The 26,455-nt window shown below is 45.0% G+C and carries 28 protein-coding genes and 1 pseudogene; 21 read left to right on the top strand and 8 right to left on the bottom strand.

The features are described 5' to 3' along the window. Positions 1–11: 11 nt before the first annotated feature. Positions 12–503 carry a hypothetical protein gene (locus C232_RS0107550; protein WP_018662937.1) on the bottom strand — a complete coding sequence of 164 codons (492 nt, stop codon included), beginning with the start codon at positions 501–503 and terminating at the stop codon, positions 12–14. 161 nt (positions 504–664) lie between these two features. Between C232_RS0107550 and C232_RS0107545 the strand changes: the two genes are divergently transcribed. The 3 genes from C232_RS0107545 to pyc all read left to right on the top strand — a co-directional run bounded on the left by C232_RS0107545 (position 665) and on the right by pyc (position 5,900). Beyond that, positions 665–946, top strand: a complete 282-nt coding sequence (locus tag C232_RS0107545) for an Fpa/YlaN family protein (protein WP_018662935.1) — start codon at positions 665–667, stop codon at positions 944–946. A 194-nt stretch (positions 947–1,140) separates the two neighbouring features. Beyond that, positions 1,141–2,367 (top strand): FtsW/RodA/SpoVE family cell cycle protein, encoded by a 1,227-nt coding sequence (locus tag C232_RS0107540; RefSeq protein WP_018662934.1) that lies wholly within the window; start codon positions 1,141–1,143, stop codon positions 2,365–2,367. Positions 2,368–2,441: 74 nt separating this feature from the next. Next, entirely contained in the window at positions 2,442–5,900 is a 3,459-nt protein-coding gene (gene pyc / locus C232_RS0107535; protein ID WP_018662933.1) for a pyruvate carboxylase, read from the top strand. Between the two features lie 30 nt (positions 5,901–5,930). Here the strand turns inward: pyc and C232_RS0107530 are convergent, their stop codons facing one another. After that, a complete protein-coding gene (locus tag C232_RS0107530; RefSeq protein WP_018662931.1) occupies positions 5,931–6,866 on the bottom strand; it encodes a COX15/CtaA family protein in 936 nt (311 codons plus the stop codon). 585 nt (positions 6,867–7,451) lie between these two features. Between C232_RS0107530 and cyoE the strand changes: the two genes are divergently transcribed. From cyoE to ctaG, 6 genes are all read left to right on the top strand, one after another. Continuing rightward, positions 7,452–8,366, top strand: coding sequence for a heme o synthase (cyoE, locus tag C232_RS0107525; protein WP_018662929.1), 915 nt, complete (start codon positions 7,452–7,454; stop codon positions 8,364–8,366). A gap of 90 nt (positions 8,367–8,456) precedes the next feature. Next, entirely contained in the window at positions 8,457–9,533 is a 1,077-nt protein-coding gene (coxB, locus tag C232_RS0107520) for a cytochrome c oxidase subunit II (protein ID WP_018662926.1), read from the top strand. An 83-nt stretch (positions 9,534–9,616) separates the two neighbouring features. Then, complete coding sequence (gene ctaD / locus C232_RS0107515) at positions 9,617–11,437, top strand: cytochrome c oxidase subunit I (RefSeq protein WP_051086221.1); 1,821 nt, start codon at positions 9,617–9,619, stop codon at positions 11,435–11,437. Next, positions 11,437–12,066, top strand: coding sequence for a cytochrome (ubi)quinol oxidase subunit III (locus C232_RS0107510; protein WP_018662923.1), 630 nt, complete (start codon positions 11,437–11,439; stop codon positions 12,064–12,066). Before ctaD ends, C232_RS0107510 begins: the two co-directional genes overlap by 1 nt. A 2-nt stretch (positions 12,067–12,068) precedes the next feature. Next, positions 12,069–12,401, top strand: a complete 333-nt coding sequence (gene ctaF / locus C232_RS0107505; protein ID WP_018662921.1) for a cytochrome c oxidase subunit IVB — start codon at positions 12,069–12,071, stop codon at positions 12,399–12,401. A 78-nt stretch (positions 12,402–12,479) separates the two neighbouring features. After that, positions 12,480–13,403, top strand: a complete 924-nt coding sequence (gene ctaG, locus C232_RS0107500) for a cytochrome c oxidase assembly factor CtaG (RefSeq protein WP_018662919.1) — start codon at positions 12,480–12,482, stop codon at positions 13,401–13,403. Positions 13,404–13,466: 63 nt separating this feature from the next. Here ctaG and C232_RS0107495 read toward each other — a convergent pair whose 3' ends face one another. Next, positions 13,467–13,826 carry a YugN family protein gene (locus tag C232_RS0107495; protein ID WP_018662917.1) on the bottom strand — a complete coding sequence of 120 codons (360 nt, stop codon included), beginning with the start codon at positions 13,824–13,826 and terminating at the stop codon, positions 13,467–13,469. 337 nt (positions 13,827–14,163) lie between these two features. Here C232_RS0107495 and C232_RS0107490 point away from each other — a divergent pair, with 337 nt between their 5' ends. Then, the gene (locus C232_RS0107490) at positions 14,164–15,132 is read left to right on the top strand and encodes a CAP domain-containing protein (RefSeq protein ID WP_235801526.1); all 969 of its coding nucleotides are present in this window, start codon (positions 14,164–14,166) and stop codon (positions 15,130–15,132) included. A 90-nt stretch (positions 15,133–15,222) separates the two neighbouring features. Here the strand turns inward: C232_RS0107490 and C232_RS0107485 are convergent, their stop codons facing one another. Further along, a complete protein-coding gene (locus C232_RS0107485) occupies positions 15,223–15,702 on the bottom strand; it encodes a PaaI family thioesterase (RefSeq protein ID WP_018662914.1) in 480 nt (159 codons plus the stop codon). 222 nt (positions 15,703–15,924) lie between these two features. Here C232_RS0107485 and C232_RS0107480 point away from each other — a divergent pair, with 222 nt between their 5' ends. The 5 genes from C232_RS0107480 to C232_RS0107450 all read left to right on the top strand — a co-directional run bounded on the left by C232_RS0107480 (position 15,925) and on the right by C232_RS0107450 (position 18,407). Beyond that, the gene (locus C232_RS0107480) at positions 15,925–16,338 is read left to right on the top strand and encodes a YlbD family protein (protein ID WP_018662913.1); all 414 of its coding nucleotides are present in this window, start codon (positions 15,925–15,927) and stop codon (positions 16,336–16,338) included. 15 nt (positions 16,339–16,353) lie between these two features. Next, positions 16,354–16,590, top strand: a complete 237-nt coding sequence (locus C232_RS0107475) for a YlbE-like family protein (protein ID WP_018662912.1) — start codon at positions 16,354–16,356, stop codon at positions 16,588–16,590. Positions 16,591–17,045: 455 nt separating this feature from the next. Further along, positions 17,046–17,432, top strand: a complete 387-nt coding sequence (locus C232_RS0107465; RefSeq protein ID WP_018662909.1) for a hypothetical protein — start codon at positions 17,046–17,048, stop codon at positions 17,430–17,432. An 83-nt stretch (positions 17,433–17,515) separates the two neighbouring features. Continuing rightward, positions 17,516–17,956 (top strand): YlbF/YmcA family competence regulator, encoded by a 441-nt coding sequence (locus C232_RS0107460; protein ID WP_018662907.1) that lies wholly within the window; start codon positions 17,516–17,518, stop codon positions 17,954–17,956. 175 nt (positions 17,957–18,131) lie between these two features. Further along, complete coding sequence (locus C232_RS0107450) at positions 18,132–18,407, top strand: YlbG family protein (RefSeq protein ID WP_018662904.1); 276 nt, start codon at positions 18,132–18,134, stop codon at positions 18,405–18,407. 47 nt (positions 18,408–18,454) lie between these two features. Here the strand turns inward: C232_RS0107450 and C232_RS0107445 are convergent, their stop codons facing one another. Then, positions 18,455–18,844: a DUF7147 family protein gene (locus C232_RS0107445; protein WP_026314521.1), complete on the bottom strand. Its 390-nt coding sequence runs from the start codon at positions 18,842–18,844 to the stop codon at positions 18,455–18,457. Between the two features lie 420 nt (positions 18,845–19,264). On the opposite strand from C232_RS0107445, the gene rsmD reads away from it, so the two are divergent. Both rsmD and coaD read left to right on the top strand, forming a co-directional pair. After that, positions 19,265–19,861 (top strand): 16S rRNA (guanine(966)-N(2))-methyltransferase RsmD, encoded by a 597-nt coding sequence (gene rsmD / locus C232_RS0107435; protein ID WP_018662901.1) that lies wholly within the window; start codon positions 19,265–19,267, stop codon positions 19,859–19,861. After that, entirely contained in the window at positions 19,827–20,315 is a 489-nt protein-coding gene (coaD, locus tag C232_RS0107430; protein WP_018662899.1) for a pantetheine-phosphate adenylyltransferase, read from the top strand. Before rsmD ends, coaD begins: the two co-directional genes overlap by 35 nt. 88 nt (positions 20,316–20,403) lie before the next feature. On the opposite strand, the gene ylbJ is transcribed toward coaD, so the two are convergent. Beyond that, entirely contained in the window at positions 20,404–21,621 is a 1,218-nt protein-coding gene (gene ylbJ / locus C232_RS0107425; protein WP_018662878.1) for a sporulation integral membrane protein YlbJ, read from the bottom strand. 273 nt (positions 21,622–21,894) lie between these two features. Between ylbJ and C232_RS0107420 the strand changes: the two genes are divergently transcribed. Continuing rightward, entirely contained in the window at positions 21,895–22,947 is a 1,053-nt protein-coding gene (locus C232_RS0107420) for a SepM family pheromone-processing serine protease (RefSeq protein ID WP_018662876.1), read from the top strand. 50 nt (positions 22,948–22,997) lie between these two features. Here C232_RS0107420 and C232_RS0107415 read toward each other — a convergent pair whose 3' ends face one another. Then, positions 22,998–24,209, bottom strand: coding sequence for a nucleotidyltransferase (locus C232_RS0107415; RefSeq protein WP_018662873.1), 1,212 nt, complete (start codon positions 24,207–24,209; stop codon positions 22,998–23,000). 202 nt (positions 24,210–24,411) lie between these two features. Between C232_RS0107415 and C232_RS0107410 the strand changes: the two genes are divergently transcribed. The 3 genes from C232_RS0107410 to C232_RS0107400 all read left to right on the top strand — a co-directional run bounded on the left by C232_RS0107410 (position 24,412) and on the right by C232_RS0107400 (position 25,862). After that, the gene (locus tag C232_RS0107410; RefSeq protein ID WP_018662871.1) at positions 24,412–24,954 is read left to right on the top strand and encodes a YceD family protein; all 543 of its coding nucleotides are present in this window, start codon (positions 24,412–24,414) and stop codon (positions 24,952–24,954) included. A gap of 54 nt (positions 24,955–25,008) precedes the next feature. After that, complete coding sequence (gene rpmF / locus C232_RS0107405; protein ID WP_018662869.1) at positions 25,009–25,182, top strand: 50S ribosomal protein L32; 174 nt, start codon at positions 25,009–25,011, stop codon at positions 25,180–25,182. Between the two features lie 140 nt (positions 25,183–25,322). Then, positions 25,323–25,862: an RsfA family transcriptional regulator gene (locus C232_RS0107400; protein ID WP_018662867.1), complete on the top strand. Its 540-nt coding sequence runs from the start codon at positions 25,323–25,325 to the stop codon at positions 25,860–25,862. A 155-nt stretch (positions 25,863–26,017) separates the two neighbouring features. On the opposite strand, the pseudogene C232_RS19755 reads toward C232_RS0107400, so the two are convergent. Next, a pseudogene (locus C232_RS19755) lies at positions 26,018–26,188 on the bottom strand (N-acetyltransferase); the annotation flags it as partial. Positions 26,189–26,455: the final 267 nt, after the last annotated feature.

Below are 26,455 nucleotides of genomic sequence, written 5' to 3'. Positions count from 1 at the left end.
CCGGTACCGGCTCACTCGATTGTGACACCGGATACATATTGTATCGGATGATCCCGGTTGGAACCGTCATCAAATAAAAGATGGAGCGGCCCGGTTTCTTTTAAAGCATTGCCTTGATGTGAAAACGCGAGAATAAAGTGTTCCGCCTCCGCAAGCGGAAAAGCGACAGGGCCGTTTTTCGTCTCGAAAACAATTTTCTTTGCGTCTGCAAGCGGCTCGGCGTTCTTTAAAAATATATGGATAAAGATGCCGAAACTGCCGGTTTTTAAATGCTGGCGCTTCCATTTTGGCTTTGTGCGGACAGCGTCCTGGGGATTCGCCCCTTCTTTTAATTCCCTGTCAAAAAATTTTCCTGTTTTCTTTAAGTATTCTTCTTCTTCATTGAGCCCTTGTTTTTCTTCATCAAAATATGTATCCAAATCCACTTTTCTGTCGTCAAAGATCCATGTTCCAATATCAAGCGTAATTGGAAATTTCACTTTTCCTTTGATCTGCATAATCAAATTTCTTCTACCCCTTTCCGTTCGTCTATATCGATTATATCGTGTATAGGTGCCTGTGTCACTTGAAAGCGATGCGAGCCCGCCGGTTTGCTTGCAAATTGCATCATTTCAAGGTACAATTTTTAAATAGAATACGGATACGTTCGAACGGGGGGATCAATGTGGCATCTGAAACAAAGGTGAACCACCGGGAAAAAGCATACAGTCTGCTAAAGGCGGACGCAGATAAAATCCTAAGGCTGATCAAGGTTCAAATGGATAACTTAACGATGCCCCAATGTCCTTTATACGAGGAAGTGTTGGACACACAAATGTTTGGTTTATCCCGTGAAATAGATTTTGCCGTCCGGCTGGGACTGGTGGACGCACATCACGGCAAGGAACTTCTTGATTCGCTGGAGAAGGAACTTACCATCATGCACGACGCATATGTAAAAAAGTAAGCAGAAAAACTCAAACGATGATATAAGATTGTTTGAGTTTTTTTTATGACGAATTTTTGTTGAGAATGGCAACAGCAATAAAAAAAATGCTATAATTTAAAAATAGCAGCAGGAGTATTTCAGAAAACGGGAGAATAATCATTTAGGATGGTTCTAGTTTTCAAAGTTTTCATTTAAGAGATTGGAAGGTTTCTATGTTAAAAAAAATCTTGAAATCATTCGATTACTCGATTATTGTTGTATACATCCTTCTTTGTTTATTCGGATTGGTCATGATTTACAGTTCCAGCATGGTGGTCGCAGTACAGCGGTACGGAGTCGACAGCGCTTATTTTTATGATAAGCAAAAGCTGAATTTGCTGCTTGCCTTTACAGGTTTCCTGGTTACCGCATTTCTTCCGTATAAAATCTATCAAAGCAAAAAATTACTGGCTTTCATTATGTTCGGTTCGGTGCTCGGGCTGCTGGCGTTATTTGTATTCGGCCATACGTCGAACAATGCGCAAAGCTGGTTTAAAATCGGTTCGAGCCAGCTGCAGCCTGCCGAGTTTGTAAAAATAGGCATCATTATCTATTTGGCGGCTGTTTATGCCAAAAAGCAAGCCTATATTGATACCTTTAATAGAGGTGCTATTCCGCCACTTATTTTCCTGATGGTGGTCTGCGGCCTGATTACGGTCCAGCCTGATGTCGGATCTGCAGCGATTATCTTTTTAGTCGGCTGCACGATTATTGTGTCTTCGGGGATGAAGCTGAAAACAATGCTGAAACTGGCCGGATTGGGATTGGGGTTTGTTGTCATTTTCTCGCCGCTGATTCTCATCCAAAAAGATAAGATTTTCACCCCGGTGCGAGTGAGCCGCTTTACAGGGTATTTAGATCCCTTTAAAAATCAGGGGGAAGAAGGCCTGCAGCTTGTAAATTCCTATATTGCGATCGGTTCCGGCGGGATCAAAGGGCAGGGGCTCGGGCAAAGCATTCAGAAACTGGGCTATCTGCCGGAATCCCATACAGATTTTATTATGGCCGTTATTGCGGAGGAACTGGGAGTTGCCGGGGTTCTGTTTGTCATCGGCGGGCTTTCTTACCTGGTGCTGCGGGGAATTTATATCGGTATCCATTCCAAAGACCAGTTTGGAAGTTTGCTTGCAATCGGCATCTCCGGTTTGATCGCGATCCAAACGTTTATTAATTTAGGCGGCGTCAGCGGATTAATTCCGATTACGGGCGTTACGCTGCCGTTTATCAGTTACGGGGGTTCATCACTTCTGGTTTTATCACTGGCAGTTGGTGTTCTCGTGAATGTAGCCATGTTTACGAAATATGAAGAAAAATATAAGCGTAAGCAGGGGTCGCATGCGGAAGCGCCTGATCAGACGGGAAAGCTGTATAAAGTTTATTCAAAGCCGCATAATGGTTAAAAAAGGAAGTTCAGCTTCCTTTTTTTATAAAATAAAATATTTTTAAAAGAAAGAAGATTGAAGGGGAAGCAGAAATGAAGCAAATTAAAAAAGTATTGGTTGCCAACCGCGGAGAAATTGCCATCAGAGTGTTTCGTGCCTGCACGGAGCTTGGCATCCGCACAGTTGCCATTTATTCAAAAGAGGATAATGGTTCATATCACCGTTATAAAGCTGATGAGGCATATTTGGTGGGAGAAGGGAAAAAGCCCATTGATGCTTATTTGGCGATTGAAGATATCATTGATATTGCGAAAATGGCGGAGGTCGATGCCATCCATCCCGGCTACGGATTTTTATCGGAAAACCTTCAATTTGCAAAACGCTGCGAAGAGGAAGGGATTATTTTTATCGGCCCGAAACCGGAACATCTTGATATGTTCGGTGACAAAATCAAGGCAAAACAGCAGGCGGCCGCAGCCGGTATCCCAGTTATCCCCGGCAGCGGCGGACCTGTCGGCAGTTTGAGTGATGTTTTAGAGTTTGGCGAAAAATACGGCTATCCGCTCATGATTAAAGCGGCGCTCGGGGGCGGCGGCCGCGGCATGCGTATGATCCATCATAAAGGTGAAGCGGAGGATTTTTACTACCGTGCCAAATCGGAAGCAAAAGCGGCATTCGGAAGCGATGAAGTCTATGTGGAAAAACTGATCCTTCACCCAAAACATATTGAAGTGCAAATTCTTGGCGACCAAAAGGGCAATATCGTTCATTTGTTTGAGCGTGACTGTTCCGTCCAGCGCCGCCACCAGAAAGTTGTCGAAGTTGCACCGTGCGTTTCCATTTCGCAGGCATTGCGTACAAGGATTTGCGATGCCGCTGTCAGGCTGATGAAAAAAGTGGGCTATATCAACGCCGGTACTGTCGAATTTCTTGTCTCGGGGGATGAATTTTATTTCATTGAAATCAATCCGCGTGTCCAGGTTGAACATACCATTACGGAAATGATTACCGGCGTCGATATTGTCCGTTCGCAAATCCTGATTGCGGAAGGTTACGGGCTTCATGATGAAAAGGTTGGCATTCCAAACCAGGAGGAGCTTTCCATCAGCGGTTTTGCGATTCAGTCGCGGATTACGACAGAAGATCCGCTCAACCATTTTATGCCCGATACAGGCAGAATTATGGCTTACCGCTCAAGCGGCGGCTTCGGTGTACGCCTTGATGCCGGCAATGCTTTTCAGGGTGCTGTGATCACCCCTTACTATGATTCGCTGCTCGTTAAATTATCGGTATGGGCGCTTAAATTTGACCAGGCAGCAGCCAAAATGGTCAGAAACTTGCAGGAATTCAGAGTCAGGGGCATCAAAACAAATATTGCTTTTTTGGAAAATGTCATGAGGCATCCCGATTTTGTCAGCGGGAAGTATGATACATCATTTATCGATTCAACACCGGAACTGTTTGAATTTAAAGTGACGAAAGACCGCGGCACGAAAATGTTGTCTTATCTCGGAAATGTCGTTGTGAATGGATTTCCCGGGATGGACAAACAGGAAAAGCCGCATTTCCCGGAACCAAGGATCCCGAAGCTTGAACCACATGCCCCATATCAGGAAGGGACAAAACAAATTTTGGATCAGCAGGGGCCGGAGGGGCTGGCAGCATGGGTCAAAAGCCGGAACCGTGTGCTTTTAACCGATACAACATTCCGCGATGCCCATCAATCGCTGCTTGCGACACGAATGCGTACCCATGATCTGCTCAAAATTGCGGCACCAACGGCTAAAATGCATCCAAACTTATTTTCTTTGGAAATGTGGGGCGGGGCAACCTTTGATGTTGCGTACCGTTTTTTGAAAGAAGATCCATGGGAACGGCTCGAAAAACTGCGTGCGGACATCCCGAATCTTCTGTTCCAAATGCTGTTGCGTGCTTCCAATGCTGTTGGGTACAAGAACTATCCCGATCAGGTTATTCGCGAATTTGTCGCACAATCAGCCGCATCCGGTATTGATGTGTTCCGGATTTTCGACAGCCTGAACTGGGTGAAAGGCATGGAAGTGGCAATCGGGGCGGTACGGGATGCCAATAAAGTTGCCGAAGCGGCGATCTGTTATACAGGCGATATCAGTGATCCATCCCGCCAAAAATATAATTTGGCTTACTATAAGGAACTGGCAACAGAACTTGAAAAGCAGGGCGCCCATATTTTAGCGATAAAAGATATGGCGGGCCTCTTAAAACCGCAGGCTGCCTACCGGTTAATTTCCGAACTGAAAGAAAGCGTCGATATCCCGATCCACCTCCACACCCATGACACAAGTGGCAACGGGGTAATGACGTATGTTAAAGCGGTAGAAGCAGGTGTCGATATTGTGGATGTCGCCGTGAGCTCGATGGCGGGGCTGACATCGCAGCCGGGCATGACGACGCTCCATTATGCACTGGAAGGGACAGAACGGGAGCCGGAGATGGATGTCCGGTCCGCTGAACGGCTCAGTGATTATTGGGAAGATGTAAGGAAGTATTATCAGCACTTTGAAAGCGGCATGCATGCTCCCCATACAGAAGTTTATGTCCATGAAATGCCGGGCGGGCAGTACAGCAATCTTAAGCAGCAGGCAAAAGCTGTCGGGCTCGAGTACCGCTGGGATGAAGTAAAAGACATGTACCGGAAAGTCAATCAGATGTTCGGGGATATTGTCAAAGTGACCCCTTCTTCAAAGGTTGTCGGCGATATGGCACTGTTTATGGTTCAGAACGGTTTGAATGAAAAAGATGTGCTTGAGCACGGGATGAAGATTGATTTTCCGGATTCGGTTGTGAAATTTTTCGAAGGCTATCTCGGCCAGCCGTACGGCGGTTTTCCGGAAGAATTGCAAAAAGTCATCTTAAAGGGCCGTAAACCGATTACAGTCCGCCCCGGAGAACTGCTGGAAGAAGTGGATTTCGCAGCCTTGAAAGAGGAAATGGAAAAGGATCTGGAAATTGTCCCGGATCAAAAAGAGATCCTTTCCTATGCACTGTATCCAAAAGTGTTTTCAGCGTATATGAAGACAAAACAGCAATTTGGGGATGTTTCTGCCATCGATACGCCCACAATCTTTTACGGGATGCGGATCGGCGAAACGATTGAAGTGGAAATCGAAAAAGGGAAGACACTGATTGTGCATCTTGTTTCGATCGGGCATGCCCGCCCTGATGGGACAAGGGTCGTTTATTTTGAACTGAACGGCCAGCCGCGCGAGGTTGTCATTAAAGATGCAAGCGTCCAGTCTTCCGTACAGGAAAGAAGAAAAGCGGATCCCGAAAATGAACAGCACATCGGGGCAACAATGCCGGGCACGGTCATTAAAGTCCTCGCCGAAAGCGGCCAGAAAGTAAAACAGGGCGATGCTATCATGATCACTGAGGCGATGAAAATGGAAACAACAGTACAGGCGCCTTTTGCCGGCCGTATCGGTGCGGTTTATGTGCAAAACGGCGATGCCATCCAGCCCGGGGATTTATTAATCGAAATTGAGAAGTTAAATGAAAAGGCACCGGTTTAAACCGGCGCCTTTTCTCTCTTCATTATACCTTCATCCTGCAAATGGAAGATCCTTCTTTTTGCGGACAAATTGCTTGGTTCTGCCGACAACCAAATTTAAATAGCACAGCAGACCGAATAAACAGGAAATAATAAGATTATGCAGCAGCGAGATTTGCAAATTTAACCTTGTAAAGATAATCATTGCCCCGGAAGCAGCTTGCAAACAGATCAGGATAAAGGCAATGATCCAGCCCCAATAAATGACACGCTGGTTTTTATAATATTTCATGGCCTGAAAAGCAATGTAAGCAATCCATACAAAAATCAGGGCAGCAGCACCTCTGTGCAGCATTTGTACCCATTCATATATATTTGCCGGCAAACCCGGAGAGTCATTCAGGCAAAGCGGAAAATCGCGGCAGGCAAGGCTTGCGTTCATGTGCCTGACCAGTGCACCCGTATAGACAACAAGATAACTGTAAACCGTTACCCCGATTGTATGCCACTTCATGCTTTTATCCAGCACGAGGCTGCTTGCATCAAATTTTTGGTCTACCTCAAAAATCAACAGGGTCAGCATCAGGACAGATGCAAAGGAAATCAGCGAAATGCCGAAATGCAACGCCATGATGGCATCCGATTGTCCCCAAACAACAGCAGCCGCACCGAGAAATGCCTGCAGCAGCAAAAACAGGACAGAAACAATGGCGAGAAATTTCGTTTCTTTTTTATGCCCGATGGCAAACCACGACCAAATCGCCAAAACAAAGACCAGGATGGAAGCAATTCCCGTGCAAAAACGGTGTGCCCATTCAATGAAAGACTCGACCGTCAGAGGATCCGGGAAAAATTTGCCGTCGCAAAGCGGCCACTGGTGCCCGCAGCCGAGCCCGGAACCGGTTTTTGTAACGAGCGCGCCCCCGATTAGAACAACCATCATCGATAATGTAGTCAATACGCCAATCCATTTTAATGTTGTACGCAATAGGATCACCTTTTCTTTATGTATTCAAGTTTCTGTTTGGTATGCAAAAGCGGGAAAACCTCATTATTCACATTGATTTTTGATTTAAATAAAAGTGTATGCTTAAAGAACATGTACATTTTATGATAATTACCGTTAAAATAGGAATAAAGACGCGTACCTTGCCATGATACACCTGTGCTAATACCATCTTAACGTAAAAAGAAAAGATATAAAAACATTAATTCTTCTTGACACAAATTTGCCATAAAAATGTGACAGAAATATCACATCATCTTTTGAAATTATGATTAAATATTAATATAGGTTGTTATACCCTTGGATTCTGCATATTTGCACGATGGTAATCTTATAAATATGGAAACCGGCATGGATGGGGACGGATTTACATAGAATGATGATAACCGGATCCATTTATTAGCAAATTGTTGAAAGATGTTTTATAGTTATTACTGAACAGTTTTCCGTATTAAAAACGTAAAAACAATTTTAATACCCAATTTGCATTTTTCCCTGACCTTACATGACAAAACCTGGTGAATATCCTTGCTGCTTAAACTTACTACTTTGGAGGGAGGGGCTATCATGGCAGATAGTCGAGCAATAAATACAGCCGGCGGTGCAAAATCAGCAAACGCCACTGCATTGAAAGATTTCTTATCTCTAATCAAAATTGGAATTGTGAACTCAAATTTAATTACAGCTTTTACCGGAATGTGGCTGGCATTGGTCATGACCCGCCAGCATTTCCTCGAATCACTGGATACCATGTTTCTGGCAATGGCAGGGACGGCACTAATTGTTGCCGGTTCCTGCAGCTTAAATAATTATTATGACCGTGATATTGACCAGCTCATGAAGAGCAAAAACTTCCGGCCGACCGTAACCGGAAGAATGTCGGGTGCAAAAGTCCTGACAATCGGACTTGGGTTTGTCATCGCCGGAACGCTTCTCCTGTTTATGACAACACCTGCTGCCGGATTTATTGGCGCGTTTGGCGTGTTTAGTTATGTTGTGTTATATACGATGTGGTCAAAACGGAATTTAGTCAGCAACACGGTCATTGGCAGTTTTGCCGGGGCGGTTCCGCCGCTCATTGGCTGGGCAGCTGTCGATCCGAAATTGGGGATTGTTCCGTGGATGCTGTTTTTACTGATGTTCATTTGGCAGCCGCCCCATTTCTATGCGATTGCCATGAAAAAATGTGAAGAATACCGCACAGCAGGCATTCCAATGCTGCCGGTTGTAAAAGGGTTTAAAACAACAAAATGGCATATGCTTGCCTGGGTTGTCCTGCTGCTTCCGATTCCATTTTTCCTGATGCCGCTTGGATATGCATTTGTCATCCTGGCTACTTTGTTTAATTTAGGCTGGCTTGCTTTAAGCATTGCAGGTTTTAAAATGAAAAATGACTTAAAATGGGCGAAGTTGATGTTTGTATACTCATTGAACTATTTGACCATTTTGTTCGTTGCCATGGTCATTGTTACACTATTTTAGGGGTGGGCATTCTTTCTTTGTAAAGAAAACCAAATATATCTTACATCTTTATTCAAACAGAAAAATACGAAAGAGGGGATTGGTGAAGGTATGAAAGGGCGGCAGCATAAGGGGTATATGTTTTTGACCGTCGCACTGTCTATGGCCGTGCTTTCGGGCTGCGGCAAACCGTATTTGTCGGCATTAAAGCCGGCCGGTGAAGTGGCCCGGAAGCAATATGATTTGATGATGTGGAGCATTTGGATCATGCTTTTTGTCATGATTGTTGTATTAGTAATTTTTGTTACCGTTCTCATTCGGTTCAGGCGCAAAAAAGGGGATGAAACCTTACCCAAACAGGTGGCAGGCAATCATAAGCTTGAGATTTTATGGACCATCATTCCGGTTATCCTGCTGGTATTGATTGCGATTCCAACGATTACGGATGTATTTAAGCTTGGCGATACAAAGGCAATGGAAAAGAAAAATAAAGACGGAAAACACGATGCTCTTGTGGTGAACGTGCGTGCCAGCCTTTACTGGTGGGAGTTTGAGTATCCCGATTACGGTGTCGTGACAAGCCAGGAATTAGTCGTTCCAACCAACCAAAAAGTCTACTTCCAAGTAAAAGCCTCAGATGTTAAACACTCATTTTGGATACCCTCGGTTGGCGGTAAGCTGGACGCCAATACAGACAATATCAACAAGTTCTGGCTCGAAATTGATCAAAAAAAAGCTGAAGAAGCAGGAAACGTGTTTTACGGAAAATGTGCCGAATTATGCGGGCCATCCCATGCGTTAATGGATTTTAACGTGAAAGCGATATCATCCGGTGATTTTCAAAATTGGATCAGTCAAATGAAAAGTGCAAAGAAAACACAACCAGCGACTGCTTCAGCCCGGGAAGGCCAGAAAGTCTTCAATAAAAGCTGCATCAGCTGCCATGCTGTGACACCATCGGATACCCGGCCGGAACAGGCCCGCACCTCCCCCAACTTAGCGACATTCGGGGAAAGGGGAAAAGTAGCGGGGATCCTTAGCTACAATGAACAGAATATTGAAAACTGGATAAAGAATCCATCCAAATATAAACCGGGGACAAAAATGCCCGCATTCGGGGATCAACTTTCCGATAAAGAAGTTGATGCACTGGCAACTTATCTGATGGAATTGAAGGTTGAGCATTAAAGGGGATATTGGCAAAAGGGGAGGTTTTTAGTGTGGGCGGAACGACGGCAAAAACCGGTTTTTTCGCAACTGTTTTAGATTACATGACAACGGTTGACCATAAAAAAATCGGCATCTTGTATTTAATCGCAGGGGGATTTTTTTTCTTAATCGGCGGTATAGAAGCTCTGCTAATCCGCATTCAGCTTGCAATACCAAACAATCATTTTATGAGTGCGGATTTGTACAATCAGGTGATGACCATGCACGGGACAACAATGATTTTTCTGGCAGCCATGCCGCTGCTGTTTGCATTTATGAATGCCATTGTCCCGCTGCAAATCGGCGCCCGTGATGTTGCGTTCCCATTTCTGAATGCACTTGGTTTCTGGCTCTTTTTCTTCGGTGGGATTTTTTTGAATTTATCGTGGTTTCTGGGGGGCGCTCCCGATGCAGGCTGGACATCTTATGCTTCTTTGTCCCTTGCATCTCCGGGGCACGGGATTGATTTTTATGCGCTTGGCCTGCAAATCTCCGGTTTCGGCACATTGATTGCCGGCTTAAATTTCCTGGTTACGATTATGAACATGCGGGCGCCGGGAATGACCTATATGCGGATGCCGCTTTTTACATGGACGACATTTGTGGCTTCAGCTTTAATCCTGTTCGCGTTCCCGCCGCTTACAGTCGGATTGTTTATGCTGACTTTTGACCGCATGTTCGGTGCCCAGTTTTTTAATGTCACGAGCGGTGGAAACACGATAATTTGGGAGCATCTTTTCTGGATTTTCGGTCATCCGGAAGTATATATTCTCATTTTACCGGCATTTGGCATTTTCTCTGAAGTTTTTGCACATTTCTCCAAAAAAAGACTATTTGGATACTCATCCATGGTATTTGCAGTCGTTCTGATTGGATTTTTAGGCTTTATGGTCTGGGCACACCATATGTTTACAGTCGGTCTCGGAAATATTGCAAATGCGATCTTCGCTGTTGCAACGATGACGATTGCAGTGCCGACAGGAATCAAAATTTTCAACTGGCTGTTGACAATGTGGGGGGGCAGCATTCAATTTACGACACCCATGCTTTATGCTGTGTCATTTATCATGACGTTCACATTGGGCGGGGTAACAGGTGTTATGCTGGCGGTTGCGCCTGCCAACTACCAGTATCATGATAGTTATTTTGTTGTGGCCCATTTCCATTATGTGATCGTAGGCGGAGTCGTATTCGGCATCTTAGCAGCGCTCCATTACTACTGGCCGAAGATGTTCGGTACCATGCTGAATGAAACGATGGGTAAAATCACGTTCTGGCTTTTTTTCATCGGTTTCCATCTGACGTTTATGATCCAGCATTGGCTCGGCCTGCTTGGGATGCCGCGCCGGCAATGGACGTACCAGCCAAATTTGGGGTGGGATACCGATAATCTTGTGAGTTCAATCGGAGCAGGCTTTATGGCGGTGGCCGTATTCATTCTCTTAGTCAACATCATCATTACTGCAGTCCAAAATCGGAGGGCGGCCAATGATCCGTGGGGGTTTGGCAGGACATTGGACTGGTCGATTTCTTCCCCGCCGCCGGAATATAATTTTGCGCAAACCCCGCTTGTGCGCGGGTTGGATACATGGTGGCTGGAGAAAATGGAGGGCAGGATAAAAACTACGGCTGCCGAACCGCTGTCAGACATCCATATGCCGAATTCATCCATTGTTCCGTTATTGATTTCCTTTGGTTTATTCGTTGCCGCGTTTGGCGCACTGTATGCCCGGGATCACCATACAGCGGGGATTATTTTGCTTGCTGCCGGCTTAGGCATCACGCTCCTCTCGATGCTGGTTCGTTCTGTTAAAGATGACCATGGCTACCATATTAAAAAAGAAACCTTGCTGGAGAAGGAAGATAAGGGGGTAGGAGCATAATGCATACAGAAGAAAGCTTTACAGCGAAAACCTGGCCTGAATCGCCTGAAAGAGTGACGCTTGAAGGCAAAAATAAGTTTCTTGGTTTTTGGCTGTTTTTAGGCGGGGAAACCGTATTATTTGCTTCCCTTTTTGCTACCTATCTGGCGTTAAAAGATAGAGTCCCGGACAGTTCCCATGCGCTGGCAAAAGATTTATTCGAACTGCCATTATCCTTCGTGGCGACAATCATCCTATTAACCAGTTCAATTACAAGTGTGATGGCGATATACCATATGAAAAATTTTGCGTTTAAAAAAATGCAGGCCTGGCTTTTGGTTACCGTACTGTTGGGTGCCTGCTTTCTCGGCCTTGAAATCTATGAATTTCATCACTATGTTACCGAGTTCCATCATACGTTTACAAGCAGTGCATTCGGATCAGCTTTTTACACATTGGTTGGTTTCCACGGCGGTCACGTGGCATTTGGCTTGCTGTGGATTACCGCTCTAATGATAAGAAACGCGAAACGCGGATTAAATTTATACAACGCCCCGAAATTTTATATTGCCAGTTTGTACTGGCATTTCATTGATGTCGTATGGGTCTTTATTTTTACGGTCGTATACTTAATGGGGATGGTGGGGTAAACATGGATCACAGCGGTTTAAAATCTACAAGCCCGAAACCGGACGAAGAGTTTAAGCGTCGTAAAGGTGCGGAAGAGATGAAAATGCAATTCATCACCTTTCTGCTTACACTTTTTTTGACGCTGGTCGCCTTTGGGGCAGTGTATGCGGATTTTTCAAAGTGGTTTACCATTCCGGTTATTTTGTTATTGGCCATTATTCAGGTTGCCTTTCAATTGCTTTACTTTATGCACATGAAGCATAAACATCATGAAGGCCCGAAGCTTTTTATTTGCTGTGGCGTACTGGTGGCGTTTCTTACGGTGCTGGCCTTTATGACCATTATCTGGTGGTAAATCTTTGCCGGGCGGGCATTTTGGTTCATCCGGCTTTTTTCAAAAATAAGGCATCAAAGCAGGGAAGAGGGGGTTAACTTGCCGATCAGCATATTTGGATTCAGGGCGTTGTGGAGCCCGTTTTTTCTGGCAGCTATTGTGCTATTGATCCTGATCTATTTCGGGATCGCTGCTTATTTCAGGAAATCAGCGCGCTATCCGGCACCGGACAAAAAACAGGCGGCCTGTTTTATTGCAGCAATGGCCATCCTTTATATCGTAAAAGGTTCACCGCTCGATTTGCTTGGGCATATTATGTTTTCAATCCATATGGTGCAGATGTCGGTTCTATATTTGGTTGCGGCACCCCTTATGATGCTGGGGCTGCCTGTTTGGATGTGGGAAAAGGCTGCCCGGCTGCCGGTAATAAAGACGATCTTCCGTTTTTTTAAACATCCGGTGATTACGGTCAGCGGATTTAATATTGCGTTTTCGTTTTATCATATTCCTTCTATTTTCGATTATATTAAGGTTGTCCCTGTGCTGCACAGTATGTATACAATCATATTGTTTGGGCTTGCCGTATTGATGTGGCGGCCGCTCATCATCTCATCACCCGGGCAATATCAATTAAACGGGTTAAAAAAAATAGCTTACCTGTTTTCGAGTGCAATCTTGTTAACCCCTGCATGCGGGCTGATTATTTTTGCACAATCCCCCGTTTACCAAACATACCAGGACGGGGCAATGTGGCTGAAGTCCATGCATTTATGCGTTCCGGCCGAGATGCTTTCACAATTGGGAAGGAATGGTTCGCCCATGCTGTTTTCGCCGCTGCCGGTGCTGGAAGACCAGCAGCTGGGCGGCGTCATGATGAAACTGGTCCAGGAGGTCGTCTATGGATTTGTGCTTTTCCGTATTTTCTTTGCCTGGGCGAAAAAAGAGCAGGAAGAAGCCGATGCGGAAACAGACATGATGCTGAAGGAACGTTCGCAGCTGTTTGAAGCGCATAACGGGAACTAAAAAAGCACTGCCCTTTTTTGAAAAATGGAATGCTGCAGCAAAAAGGGCGGTGCCAACAAAAATTTATTCTGCGAATACGGCAAGGTCTTCTTTCAGCGAAACTAAAATGCCCCGGCAATGTTTTACGAGATCGTGCGGGAAATACTCGTCATCCCCGTACTCCACGCCATGGGGGTAATAATGTTTCCCGAGAATTGGCGCGATCAGCCGGATAACAGCGTCATAAGTGTCCACGTCGCCTTCTGCAGCGTATCCCTGGACCCGTAAATAATAAGTGCCTTCTTTAATCACAAACTTTTTATCATAAGTGACACGCTCATAATCCCACTGGCCGGCTCTGACCATTCCGCGGCGTTCCATGATGTCATCCAATCTTGTAAGATTCACTTTTAAATTTTCCAAACCGGTATTTTCAAACTTCACCCCAGCCCCTCCAATCCATTTGCCGTTTGATGCGGCTTCCTCGTTCTCTCTTCATAATATCGAAAATATAAAATGGCCGCAATGCGAACATTTCATATATTTTATATGTTAGGATAAAGCAGAATATTACCGTTCAAACATTTAGGCCTTCCAGGTAAACCGTTGGCGTTTTTTTCTTCATAAATATAAAATGGTATAATAAAATGAAAACAAGCCATATGATATTTGTATTGGTTAAGAGAGGTGAAATCACCTGCGATTTTTTCTGAAAACGATCATCATCTTTATCATAATCTCCGTAGCAGGGTTATATTTTCAACTCCGCCCGGAAAATGGGGTGTTGAAAAACCATTCATCCAGCCCGAAAATGGATAACCAGACGCAAGAGAACGGTAAAGACAGCAAAACGGAATACAGCCGGCCGGAAACCGGTATGTCTGTATACATTGGGAAATCGTCCAAAAATCTGATCAGCCGTTTCGGGAAACCGGAAAGAATTGATGCGTCCGCCTATGGCTATGAATGGTGGATTTACAATCGAAATGCTGACACGTATTTTCAAGCCGGTGTGGAAAATGGCCGGGTGAAAACGATATATATTGTTGGGGATAAATTAAATATACAGCCTTTCCGGATAGGCCAGAACGTGGAGGATATATACAGTTCCATTATGATGGATACCGATATGACGGTTCAATCCGGACAGGGAACATACCGCTTTGAATTGTCGGAAGAGGATTTAAATATCAGGCCATTGGTACAGCTGGGAGATGTGTATGCACAACTGGCACTTGATAAGTTCAGCGGAAAGCTGATTTGCATTCGATATATGGATAAACATACTCTAATGCTCCAGCATCCTTACGAAATGGTGTACCGCGGCGAATTGATCAAGCCTGGTCCGATCAGCGCGGATAAGTGGGCGGAAATTGAAAGCGGCAGTGCAAAACAAATATTTGATATCACCAATATTATCAGGGAAAGGTTTCATTTGAAAAAGCTGGGCTGGAGCGAGGATGTAGCAGAAGTTGCTTATCTGCACAGCAAGGATATGGCTGTCGGGCATTACTTCTCGCATGAATCTCCGAAATACGGTAACTTGGAAGAACGGCTGAAGGCGGGTAAGATTATGTACAAGGCAGCTGGTGAAAATATTGCCGCCCACTATATGGATGGCCCCGCTGCAGTCGAAGGGTGGCTGAATTCGGAAGGCCACCGGAAAGCCATGCTGCAAAAAGATTTTACAAGCCTTGGGGTCGGCGTTTATAAAAAATACTATACCCAGGACTTTATTGAAAAACCATAGGATCTTACTGCCTTTTCATCAAGCAATCCCGCTCCTGATCCAGCAGGGGGCGGGATTTTTTTCGTGTATTTCATTAGAATGGCCATTCCATTATAAAATAAAAAATGAGCCTGTGCAGTGTGCAATTTTTGTCCCGTCATCACGGCAGACGGTGCCTTCCAAGACCATTGTTTTTGAGCCGCGGTGGATGACCTCCGCCCTTGCTTTGATCCATTTCCCGGACCCGGGTGCAATATAGTGGATCGTTAAATTGGATGTCACCGCCTGTTTTCCTTCAGGCAGCATGCTGTTTGCCATAAATCCCATCGCTGTATCGACGAGTGTAGCGGTCACGCCGCCGTGTACAATCGAAAATGTGTTGTAAAGCAAAGGTGTGACCGGGATCGTGATTTCACAGGCATCCTTTAGAAGACGGCCTTCCATATTAAAAAAGTCTTTAAAATATGCAGGCTCGCCTGTGGCCTGTTTTTTTGCAAGGCCATCTATTAACTGCGATAAAACGGTTAAATCTTCTTCCGTTGCCTTTGCTAATACCTGGTCAAACATACTGCGAATATGTTCTTTGTTCATATGAAATACCTCTTTTACTTATTAATTTCATTCAAAATACGGGATGGGCTAAACCATATAGTAACAAAATTTCTAAGAAATGAAAACCTTTCACACTCTTTTATGAAAGGCATATGCTAATCATAAGAAGATACGGAAAGAAGCTTGTGCTTTAGCGGAAAGCGGTTTTGCGGACGGTTATGGCTGCCACAGCGGCAATGTTTCTTTTACGGGGTGAAAAATATGAATTCAAAAAAATTGCATCCTTCCGTCGAAAAATTTAAAACATTTGCGAAAAGCCATCCCCTGATGATGAAGGAGGTTCGAAGCGGAAACAAAACACTCCAGGATTTTTTTGAGGAATGGTACATTCTCGGTGAAGATGATCCCGCCTGGAAAAAATATGAAGCAGCAGGGGGAGTGGAAGAAAAGCAAAAAGCTAAAGCAGACAGCGGCTGGCTGAATCAGCTTGGGACAGTGATGCAAAAGCTGGATGCCGGCCAGGTGCAGGCTTATTTGCAAAATCTCAGTGCTGCCATCGGGGCTATTCAAGGCGCGCTCTCACAATTCCAGTCCCCGTCTGCCGGCCCAAACCCGAACCCGAACTCCGAGCAGCAGGCAGCGCCAAAAAATCCTTTCTCCTTCAGAAAAGATTAGGAAGGGGCGTTATCAATGCGTGCAGATCTAATTGAATATATTAGCCAATCCACTGAGTTGCGGGATTTTTTGCGGGCACAGCCGATCTGGTACCGGAAATTGTCCCGCCATCCGGAAGAAATAGAACAATTTCAAATCGCTTCACTGCATTATTATCAAAAAACCATCCCCCATCGGGTTGAAAAATTCACCACCGGACTGCAAATGGCCCAAATGATGATGCACATGATCCAATCCATGTATGAGAATTAGAAAAGCGGAGGCGACTGTCCATCGGCGTACGGATTTCGCAGTCTTTGACTGAGATAAAGGAAACACGATGAGCCTGATAGGGCGAATCGATGTTGACTTATCGGAGGGAGAAGACGTAGAAATCCGTACGCCGATAGGAGCCGCAGCTGGACAGAGAAAAGCGGAGGGCGCTTGCCCATCGGCGACAGGCAACTGGTCCGGCCCCAATGAAGTCCGCCCTATGACTTCAATGGGGCAGGAACAGTTGACCCCGAGCCGATAGCGCCCGCAGCTGGACAAAGAAAAGCGGAGGGCGCTCGCCCATCGGCGACAGGCAACTGGTCCGGCCCCAATGAAGTCCGCCCTATGACTTCATGCTTGGGAGCACGTTTGACCTCGAGGCGCATGAAAAAATGCGCTTTTTTTGAGTAAAGAAATCCTCCTTCGCAAACAATAAGCAGAAGGAGTGGTCAATCATGAAAAAAATAGCCTTAACCATACTGGCAATGTTTCTTTTGCTATCCGGATGCAACGGGCATCTCCCCGATAAAAAACTGACCAGGGCAGACGCAGCCGAAAAAACAAATATAAAACAGATCAATATCCGCCATTTTGTAAAAGACAATGATTTATTTGTAGAATGCATCATCCCAAGTGTTACATTCTCCGACAAAAAACAGCACAGCCCGCAGGCAGCTATAAACGTATATGTAGACGGGGCAATGGCAGGCGAGTACAGGACAGCCGCCTTTGTCGTGAAGGATATCAAAAAAGGCGTACATACGGTCAGATTAGAAGTGGTAAAAAGAGGAAGCGGCAAGGATTTAGGCCTCCACAAGCAATTTTTTATCACGGTGACTTAGCAGATGAACTGAAAAAATCCAATGTCGGGCAGCTCGCACACACCCCGAAAACATGATAAAATAAAAAGGTGGAGGTGAGCGTTTTGCTTGCAACGTTGGAAAGAGTGGAAATTCTGGCTGAAGCGGAATCATTGGCAAAAATGGTGGCAGCGTCAGATATGGGAGTACAGTATCGCCAATGCTACCGCCAATTATATTCAGACCCTGAAACACAGCAGAAAATCCATAATTTTGCACGTATGAAAGACCAATTTCAGGAAGTCCAGCGTTTTGGCAGGTACCATCCTGATTACAAACGCATTAATAAAGAAACAAGAGAAGCCAAAAGAGCGATGGATTTAGATGAAAATGTCGCACAGTTCAGGCGGGCGGAAAATGCATTGCAGGAACTGCTCGATGAAATCAGCCAGCTCATCGGAAAATCTGTTTCAGAACATATAAAAGTACCAACAGGGAATCCATTTTTCGATTCCTCATGCTCGGGAGGATGCGGAACCGGCGGCAGCTGTGGCTGTTCCGCCTAAAATTGGTTTCTACTTCGAATGCTTATCAGGAAAGGGCCGGCATCCATGCTGTTTAGTTTAACGAAAGCATTGGTGCAAGGCCTTTTCTTTCTGAAAAACGGGCAGGCTTTCTTTGCCTAAATGGCGCAAAATATGGTAAACTCAAAAAACCAGTACGAAGGGGAAGGAAAGAAATATGCTATCAGACAGGCAGGGCCTTATTATTTGGCTGTATCAGCTGAAACACAACAAGTTTTTAAGAAGATTTGGTAATATTCACTATGTCTCGAAAAAAATGAAATATGTTGTACTGTACTGTGACCGTTCTGATGTCCAGATGATACAGGGAAAAATTGAAAATCTACCTTTTGTCCGTAAAGTGGACCGATCGATGAAGCCGTTTTTAAAAACAGAATACGAAAATGCAAGACCTGATAAGGCAAAAGAATATGACTATAAAATAGGGCTTTGAGGCTCCCGCGGAAGCCTCAAAGCCCTTTACTGCTGTTTGTTATTGGATCACAACAGCGGTGCAATGTATTTATTCATTCTTAAAATCCCGATTAAATACTGGTAATAAAGATGTTTATCAGGAAAATCAACAGAAGGCTTCACTTCCAGCTCAATAATATCCGTCTTAAGATCCCGGGCGGTGTTTGCAAACAGCGTATAACGCTTATTAGGCTGCACGTGCGGATTCGGAATGCCTTCCAAACAAATGTAAAGTGCCTGGAATTCACCCGGGTCCGTCGGTTTTAAAATAAGAACCGGCGAGGTGACGGCTTTTCCGTCAATTGAAGTATGGAGTGTGAGCATTCTTTGAAAACGGTGGCGGTTGGCTTTTGCGAGTTCAATGAATTCGAATAGATCTGTGTAACCATTTCCCAACTCTATGAATCTTTGCTGCATGTTTTTTTCCTCACTTCTCATTCATTTAGCTGTCTCTATTCTACTTCACTTCCCGCCTGGTTGAAAAGTGTTTTTAAGACTGCAGGAAAAATCCCGGATTATCGCAAAAAATTGCGGACACACAGCCAAAAAACATTTGAAACAGAAAAAACCCTGCAGTTTTTTCTGCAGGGCCCTTCTATATCCTTTTATTTTGGACAGAAGGCAAAGGGAGAGGAGAAACCGGAGGAAGAACTTATGGGGAAACGTAAGTCTTCTCCGCGGTTGGCAACAACATCTCAAAATGATGTTGCTAAAAATAAGTATGGCCAATTTTTCCTGAATTATACTTTCAGTGTATGAGATGATGTAAAACTTTTCTAAGGGGCAAAAAATATGGTAGGATAAAATGGAAAACTTTTCGAATATGTGGTGACCATCATGAGAGTGATTTCAGGAAATCAAAAAGGAACGGTTTTAAAAGCCGTTCCGGGTATGGGAACACGCCCTACAACAGATAAAGTGAAAGAAGCGATCTTTAATATGATCGGCCCGTATTTTACAAACGGCCGGGCATTGGATCTGTATGCGGGCAGCGGCGGCCTTGGCATTGAAGCTCTAAGCAGGGGCATGGAAAAGTCCGTTTTTGTGGACCGCGATGCCAAGGCACTTCAAACGGTTAAACAAAATCTGAAAAAATGCGGCCTGCAGCACAAGAGCGAGGTTTTCCGCAATGATGCCGACCGTGCGTTAAACGCACTGGCAAAGAGGGGGCTCGCCTTTGATGCCATTTTCCTTGACCCGCCCTATAAAAAACAGAAACTGGCAGAGATGCTGGCGTATATTGCGGCGCATGATTTGCTGTTTGAAAACGGTTTCGTTGTCTGCGAACACGATGCCGGCCTTAAACTTCCGGAATCAGCGGGGAACCTCTCCGTTTATAAGCGGGCAAATTACGGAATAACAGGCATAACGATTTATACCAATAAGGGGGTAGAAAACCATGGGAAAGATAGCGATCTGCCCGGGGAGCTTTGATCCGATAACGAATGGCCATCTAGACATTATCAAAAGGGGTGCAAAAGTATTTGATAAAGTATATGTAGCCGTGCTGGACAATATGTCGAAACAGCCGCTGTTTAATGTTGAGGAAAGAAAGGAATTGATCCGGGCAGTTACGCAGGATATCCCGAATGTCGAAGTAGATTCATTCCACGGGCTGCTCATGGAGTATGCGGAATCGAAAAACGCGGATGCCATTATCCGGGGCTTAAGGGCGATATCGGATTTTGAATATGAACTGCAGCTGACATCGATGAACCGTGTATTAAATGACCGGATCGAAACTTTTTTTATCATGACCAATAATCAATATTCTTTTCTCAGTTCGAGCATCGTTAAAGAAATTGCCAAGTATCATGGCGATATTTCGGAACTGGTACCAAGTGCCGTAAATGAAGCGTTGAAAAGCAGATTTCCTGTCAACTGTTGACTCACAACCGGCAGCTGTGCCCCGAACAGCACAAAGGAAAGGGACACGCACCTTATGGATGCCGGGACCCTGCTTTTGATATCCGGGGCTAGCTGCGGCTGCGGTTCGCAAAATAATACAGGATCATATATAAGATAAGGCCGAATATGGTGATTGGCGGCCCATAGATTTCCAGCCAGCGCACCGCGTCTCCGTATATGCCCGCGTTTTTGCCGATGTACGCGAAAGCCGTTTGCTCAGCTTCTCCGCCTTTCAGCAGGTGCATGTAAACAGGCTTCCAAATCGCCCATGTAATGACAGCGGAAATAAAGCCATGGAGAATCCGGGCAATAAAAAACGGTTTAAAACGAATATCTGTCTGTGCGAGAATGCTGGCCACCTGCGCCTGGACGCTGAAACCGCCAAATCCGATAATGAAACTAGCCGTAATTACCTGCTGCAGCAAAGAGGATTCCTGAACTTCGCTAATCAACCGGCTCCCAAGCGTCATTTCAAACAATCCGGAAATGATCGGGATGCTTAACTGCTCGGAAAAATCGATGATAGAGAGCAGCTGTCCGGCCAGGATCCCGAGAAACGGGGTAATATGCAGCAAAAATAGCAGTTTATTGAGAACTGAAAACAGGATAATAAACCCGCCGATCATCAAGAGCGTTTGGATGGCGGACATGACAGCATCACCAAGCAGCTTGCCGATCGGTTTATGATTTTTAAGCCTTGTAAGGTGCAAAAACCGTAAAGCTTCTTTTAAAAGAAATGCATGCTTTTTTTTCGCCTGCCTGCTTTCATTTTTTCCTCCATGGAACCGCATAATCAGCCCGACAAGTATATTCCCTGCATAATGCGCTGCTGCCAAAACGATGCCCAAAGCGGCGTTGTGAAAAAATCCAACTGCTACCGCCCCGAAAATAAACAGCGGGCTTGATGAACTGGTAAAAGCAACCAGACGTTCAGCTTCTATTTGTGTAATTTGCTTTTCCTGCCTGAGCCGTGCTGTTAATTTAGCGCCGGCCGGGTTCCCGGAGGCAAGCCCCATTGCCCATGTAAAGCCGCCGACACCCGGCACACGAAACAGCGGGCGCATAAATGGTTCCAAAATGACGCCAAGAAAACGGACGACACCGAAACCGATTAATAATTCGGATATGACAAAAAAAGGAAATAAAGACGGAAACACGATTTCCCACCACATATTTAATCCTTGAATGGAGGCTTTAAACGATTCATCGGGCAAGACAATCATGGAAATCGCCATGGTTGATACACTGAGTGCCAATATGACACTCTTTATTTTTGACTGGTACAAACTGTGTTCCTCCCCCGGGTTTGATCAATTAGCAGGTTATATGTATCCACTTGCATCGATATGACAGCGTTGAGTTTGCTTGTCCTTATATATCAATATACTCATAGAGCCGCAATTTAGACCATAAACTATACTGGAGCCAGCCGGATGTTCCGATCTTTCGTTCAAGCGCTTTTACAAATAGCAAGTAAATCATTAAGATAGGAGAAGAAGCTGCGAAAACAGTTTTATGAAAATGAAGCAAACGATGAATGACTGGAAGGAGAAAGATGCATGAAATCGCGTAAAATCAGGCAAAGGGTGCTGGCTGCAGCCGTATTGATCCTTTTGCTCACAGCCTTTGTGCGGCTGCCTTATTATATTGAGATGCCGGGAAGCGCCCTGCAATTGGAGCCGCTCATTAAGGTAAAGGGAGGATATCCGGAAAAAGGGCAGCTGATGCTGACAACCGTGCGCATGGGGCGCGCCAACCCGTATACATATGTTTGGGCGAAACTGAAAAAGCATGAGGAAGTTGTTCCGATTGATGAGGTCAGGGACAAGAACCAGACTGATGAAGAATATCATGTCTATCAGTTGTATTTAATGGAAAATTCAAAACATAATGCTATTCAGGTTGCCTTTTCGAAAGCAAATAAGCCGTATAAATCCCATTATAAGGGCATTTATGTACTGAATGTCTATGACGGGATGCCGGCAGCCAAAGTGTTAAAAGCCGGTGACCGCATTACAAAAGTGGACGGCCATGCTTTCACGTCATCCCGGCAATTTATGGGATATGTCGCCAAAAAGCAAGCGGGCGATCAAATCAGGATTACGTATGTCCGCAACAAGCACACAAAAACCGCCGCCATTGCTTTGGCAACATTTAAAGAAAAAAAGAACAAGGCAGGGATCGGCATTGGTTTAGTTGACGACCGCACCATTACAACCAAGCCGGCTGTAAAAATGGATACGGAAAATATCGGCGGCCCCTCTGCAGGATTCATGTTCGCGCTGGAAATCTATAACCAGCTGACAAAAACAGATATTACAAAGGGACATAAAATCGCCGGAACCGGTGAAATTGCGACGGACGGGAAGGTTGGCCGGATTGGCGGGATTGACAAAAAAGTAATTGCCGCGGACCATGCCGGCGCCGAGATCTTTTTTGCGCCGGATGATACGATTCCCCCTGAACTGAGAAGCGCGAACCCGTCCATTAAAACCAATTATCAAGAAGCAAAGGCGGCGGCGAAGGACATCGGAACCGATATGAAAATCGTTCCGGTTCAAACGTTTGATGATGCGCTCCGCTATTTGAACAACCTGAAACCAAAATCATGAAAAAATGCCCGCCGGAAACGTTTTGAAAGTTCTTTTCGGCGGGCATTTTTTTAGTCAAAGCGGATAATCGGCGGGCTGCTGTATTCCTGGCTGAGAAGCTGTATTCTGGCGCCTGGTCCGAGTGCTAAGGCATATATTTGTGCGGCACGGCTGTCCAGTTCAAGCGTTCGGGCAAAACGGGCAGGGAACTTGGAAATAACCGGGATGGGAACCCGCTTTTTGATCGAATTTAAATACGCCCTGCCTTTGCCATTCATCGCGAGCAAACGAATGTATTCGGGCTGTTTTGCGTGCTGTTCCATTTCAGTTTTTGTTGTGTTGGTCAAAATATGGGTACAGATTCTTTGAATTCTTGTCCAGGTATAACGTTTTGTTTTTACCCCGTTGATAAAGTCCGTAAAGCCGGTTGCATGGAGCGCCGTTTTTTGAAGCCGGTATTCGATGCCTTCTTCCACTTCGTAAATGCTGCGTAAAGACTTGGGAGTGCTTGAAAGCAGTTTGTACTGAAGAAAAGGCCAATACAGCCCCCAGTGGTGAAATGTGCCGAAATCTTTTTGGTAGTGCTCCAGCAAGCTGTATGTTGTTTCGGGCATGACGGGCTTTACAGCAGCGGGGTCATTTTTTTTAAGGAGTGAATCCCTGATTGCAGTGGCACTTGCGAAGGTTTCACTCGCAAAGGTGGTGTCATGGTAATGGGTTTTTTTTCTGGCGATCGTATAGGCTTTCATGTCAGCGTGCTGCTTCATGGCAGCGAGCATATAATGGAGGCCGAGAATATTGTTGGGCGCGGTGAGGTCAAGAAGCACATCCGCCCCTAAAGCTTTCAAACTGTTCGTAAGCGCCGCCGGGTAACTAATCCCTTTTTTTATCTCAAGGCGGACTTGTTTGTTGAAAGCCATTTCGTGCTGTAAAAGCAGGGAGGCAAATTGTTCAAACTTGCCAATCTCCCCCGCTTCGCTTCCAAAGCAGAAATTGCGGCACTGCAAGGCGTTTAAGATTGCAACCGCACCACCGGCAAATATTTCCGCCTGCTGGACGGCGAAAGCATAAGGAAGCTCGACAATCAAGTCAACCCCTGCTTCCAGTGCCATTTGTGCTCTTGCCCACTTTGGCACAAGTGCGGGTTCGCCCCTTTGTAAAAAGTTGCCGCTCATGACCGCAATAATGACGTCCGCCCCTGTAATCCGCCGTGCTTCCCGGATATGATGGAGATGCCCGTTATGAAAAGGATTGTATTCGACAACGACTCCGGTACTGATCATTTTATCCGCTCCCTGTTCACAATCATGTTTTGCCGCCGTGCATATAAAATATTATTACCATATCATACTGCCAAAAAAAAGCAATTTTTGCTTACTTTGCAGAAAAGGAAACGGTTTTGGATATAATGGGGATGTAAAGAAAAATATTGACAAAAGGTGTTATGAAAGCTATAATTACCTTTGTTGTCTTGGGGTGATTTAAATGAAATGGTCTACCATTCAGTTGCAGAAATTTCGGGACAAGAGTTTTGATATAGATGAATCAATTGATATTGCGCATGAGTTAATGGAAATGGATCCTGAAATCCGCGGTGCTTCTTTATTCCGTATTACGGGGAAGGGAAGTGTGAGCGCGGACAAAGTAACTTTCCAGTTTCATATCGCAGGCAAACTGGTGCTGCCTTGTTCAAGGACTCTTGTTGATGTTGATTACCCATTGGATATGAAATCTACAGAAACTTTTCTTCTTAAGCCTGCTGGATACGCGGGTTTGGAAGATGAAGAAGTGCATGTTGCCGAAAACGAGGTCATTGATTTGATCCCGATTATCAAAGAATTGATTTTGCTTGAGATTCCAATGCAAGTATTGAGTGAAGAAGCGAAAAAAGGCGAGCTTCCGCATACAAAAGACTGGCAAGTGGTGACAGAAGACCAGTATCAGGATTTGGCGCAGCAGCAAAAACCGGCCGTTGATCCAAGGCTGGCTGGTCTGGCAAAATTATTGGATCAGGATTCCAAAGAATAACCGGATTGTATCGGCTTGAATAACAGGCTTATCTCGTATAAGGAGGTGGGAAGAATGGCTGTACCTTTTAGAAGAACTTCTAAAACTGCAAAAAGAAAACGCCGTACACACTTCAAATTGCAAGTTCCAGGCATGGTTCAATGCCCGAACTGCGGTGAAATGAAAATGGCTCACCGTGTTTGCCCATCATGCGGGACATATAAAGGCAAAGATGTAGTAAACAAATAATTTTCCCGAAAAAAGGTGTGAGATACCATGGATCTCACACCTTTTTTTATTTTATATAATTTTTCATGGGCTGCCTTTAGTCTATCTTTTCTATCATCGGCATATGAATAAGTATTAAATACATGATTGGAGGGATAGAAATGCCAACAGTCAGGCAGGATGCGTGGACACAGGAAGAAGATTTGCTGCTTGCGGAAGTCGTGCTGCGCCATATCAGGGAAGGCGGCACACAGCTGCAGGCATTTGAGGAAGCGGGAAAACAGATGAACCGTACCGCCGCGGCATGCGGGTTCCGCTGGAATTCATTGGTGCGGAAACAATACAAGGCCGAGATTGAAACAGCAAAACAACAAAGAAAAGAAAGAAAGCAGCAAATGCATGAAAAGGAAGATAAGGAACATGTATGGACGGAACCGCAGCCGGCGGATCGCCTGGATTATAGTGCATTCTCTTTGTTTGATGCGATCCGGATTCTGCAGGAGATTGCCTTAAAAAGCGAGCAGGATACGCAGCAATTGTCGAATGTGAGGCGCGGCGCTGATGAATGGAAACAGAAATACGAGCAACTGCAGCAGCAGTATCAGGACGAAAAAGAAAAATATGAACAACTGCAAAAGGAGTACAGTGCGCTTCTTTCCATTATGGATAAAGCAAGAAAGCTTGTCGAACAGGAAGTTTGAAAGATGGCGGATTTCCCCTGCTTATGCCATTGAAAAGCAGGGGCTTTTATTTAGAAGAAACGCAAGAGGACATATGCAGTTGAGCGAAAAAGGAACCGGGCAGAATGAAATCCGGCTCCTTTATTGCAAGTCTTTCAGCCAGGAAGATGATGTTACTATTTCGGTGCCGGCGTTTGTTGTTTCACGCCTTCCGGAACCCATACAAGCGGATTCTCGCTCAAATCACGTTCAACATTATAAGAGACAGGTTCAAACCCCATTTTTTCCCAAAAGCCTTTTGATTTCAGACGCGCATTTGTTTTAATCGGGTGCCCGAATGTTTCTGACATCCAAAAATAACCGAAAGTTGACGGTATTGCCTGTCCGGAATTTGACGAGTATAATGTCCTCGTATTTATTCTTGAGAAAGGAAAAGGACATCCCCCATGATGTATAACTGTACCATCAGCTATACGGGGAATGTCCCACCAAAAATAACGATTATGGTTATTGTATCAGATTATAAGCTAATTGAAAATACTCAACTTGGTGTTTTTGGTTAGGGGTGCGGAAAAAGTACCTTCCCCTTGTTGTGGTAAACATATGAAGGTTAT

The sequence above is a fragment of the Heyndrickxia acidiproducens DSM 23148 genome, assembly GCF_000374345.1.
GTDB lineage: Bacteria > Bacillota > Bacilli > Bacillales > Bacillaceae_C > Weizmannia > Weizmannia acidiproducens.
This window is presented reverse-complemented; position numbering and strand designations above follow the sequence as displayed.

What these genes read in the sequence shown, in the direction of transcription:
- C232_RS0107400 (WP_018662867.1), top strand. Translation starts at nt 25,323, where the DNA reads ATGCCAACAGTCAGGCAGGATGCGTGGACACAGGAAGAAGATTTGCTG.
- C232_RS0107410 (WP_018662871.1), top strand. Translation starts at nt 24,412, where the DNA reads ATGAAATGGTCTACCATTCAGTTGCAGAAATTTCGGGACAAGAGTTTT.
- C232_RS0107420 (WP_018662876.1), top strand. Translation starts at nt 21,895, where the DNA reads ATGAAATCGCGTAAAATCAGGCAAAGGGTGCTGGCTGCAGCCGTATTG.
- coaD (WP_018662899.1), top strand. Translation starts at nt 19,827, where the DNA reads ATGGGAAAGATAGCGATCTGCCCGGGGAGCTTTGATCCGATAACGAAT.
- ctaF (WP_018662921.1), top strand. Translation starts at nt 12,069, where the DNA reads ATGGATCACAGCGGTTTAAAATCTACAAGCCCGAAACCGGACGAAGAG.
- C232_RS0107475 (WP_018662912.1), top strand. Translation starts at nt 16,354, where the DNA reads ATGCGTGCAGATCTAATTGAATATATTAGCCAATCCACTGAGTTGCGG.
- C232_RS0107445 (WP_026314521.1), bottom strand. Translation starts at nt 18,844, where the DNA reads ATGCAGCAAAGATTCATAGAGTTGGGAAATGGTTACACAGATCTATTC.
- C232_RS0107485 (WP_018662914.1), bottom strand. Translation starts at nt 15,702, where the DNA reads ATGAACAAAGAACATATTCGCAGTATGTTTGACCAGGTATTAGCAAAG.
- C232_RS0107465 (WP_018662909.1), top strand. Translation starts at nt 17,046, where the DNA reads ATGAAAAAAATAGCCTTAACCATACTGGCAATGTTTCTTTTGCTATCC.
- pyc (WP_018662933.1), top strand. Translation starts at nt 2,442, where the DNA reads ATGAAGCAAATTAAAAAAGTATTGGTTGCCAACCGCGGAGAAATTGCC.
- C232_RS0107480 (WP_018662913.1), top strand. Translation starts at nt 15,925, where the DNA reads ATGAATTCAAAAAAATTGCATCCTTCCGTCGAAAAATTTAAAACATTT.
- coxB (WP_018662926.1), top strand. Translation starts at nt 8,457, where the DNA reads ATGAAAGGGCGGCAGCATAAGGGGTATATGTTTTTGACCGTCGCACTG.
- C232_RS0107540 (WP_018662934.1), top strand. Translation starts at nt 1,141, where the DNA reads ATGTTAAAAAAAATCTTGAAATCATTCGATTACTCGATTATTGTTGTA.
- rsmD (WP_018662901.1), top strand. Translation starts at nt 19,265, where the DNA reads ATGAGAGTGATTTCAGGAAATCAAAAAGGAACGGTTTTAAAAGCCGTT.
- C232_RS0107510 (WP_018662923.1), top strand. Translation starts at nt 11,437, where the DNA reads ATGCATACAGAAGAAAGCTTTACAGCGAAAACCTGGCCTGAATCGCCT.
- C232_RS0107450 (WP_018662904.1), top strand. Translation starts at nt 18,132, where the DNA reads ATGCTATCAGACAGGCAGGGCCTTATTATTTGGCTGTATCAGCTGAAA.
- rpmF (WP_018662869.1), top strand. Translation starts at nt 25,009, where the DNA reads ATGGCTGTACCTTTTAGAAGAACTTCTAAAACTGCAAAAAGAAAACGC.
- C232_RS0107415 (WP_018662873.1), bottom strand. Translation starts at nt 24,209, where the DNA reads ATGATCAGTACCGGAGTCGTTGTCGAATACAATCCTTTTCATAACGGG.
- ctaD (WP_051086221.1), top strand. Translation starts at nt 9,617, where the DNA reads ATGACAACGGTTGACCATAAAAAAATCGGCATCTTGTATTTAATCGCA.
- cyoE (WP_018662929.1), top strand. Translation starts at nt 7,452, where the DNA reads ATGGCAGATAGTCGAGCAATAAATACAGCCGGCGGTGCAAAATCAGCA.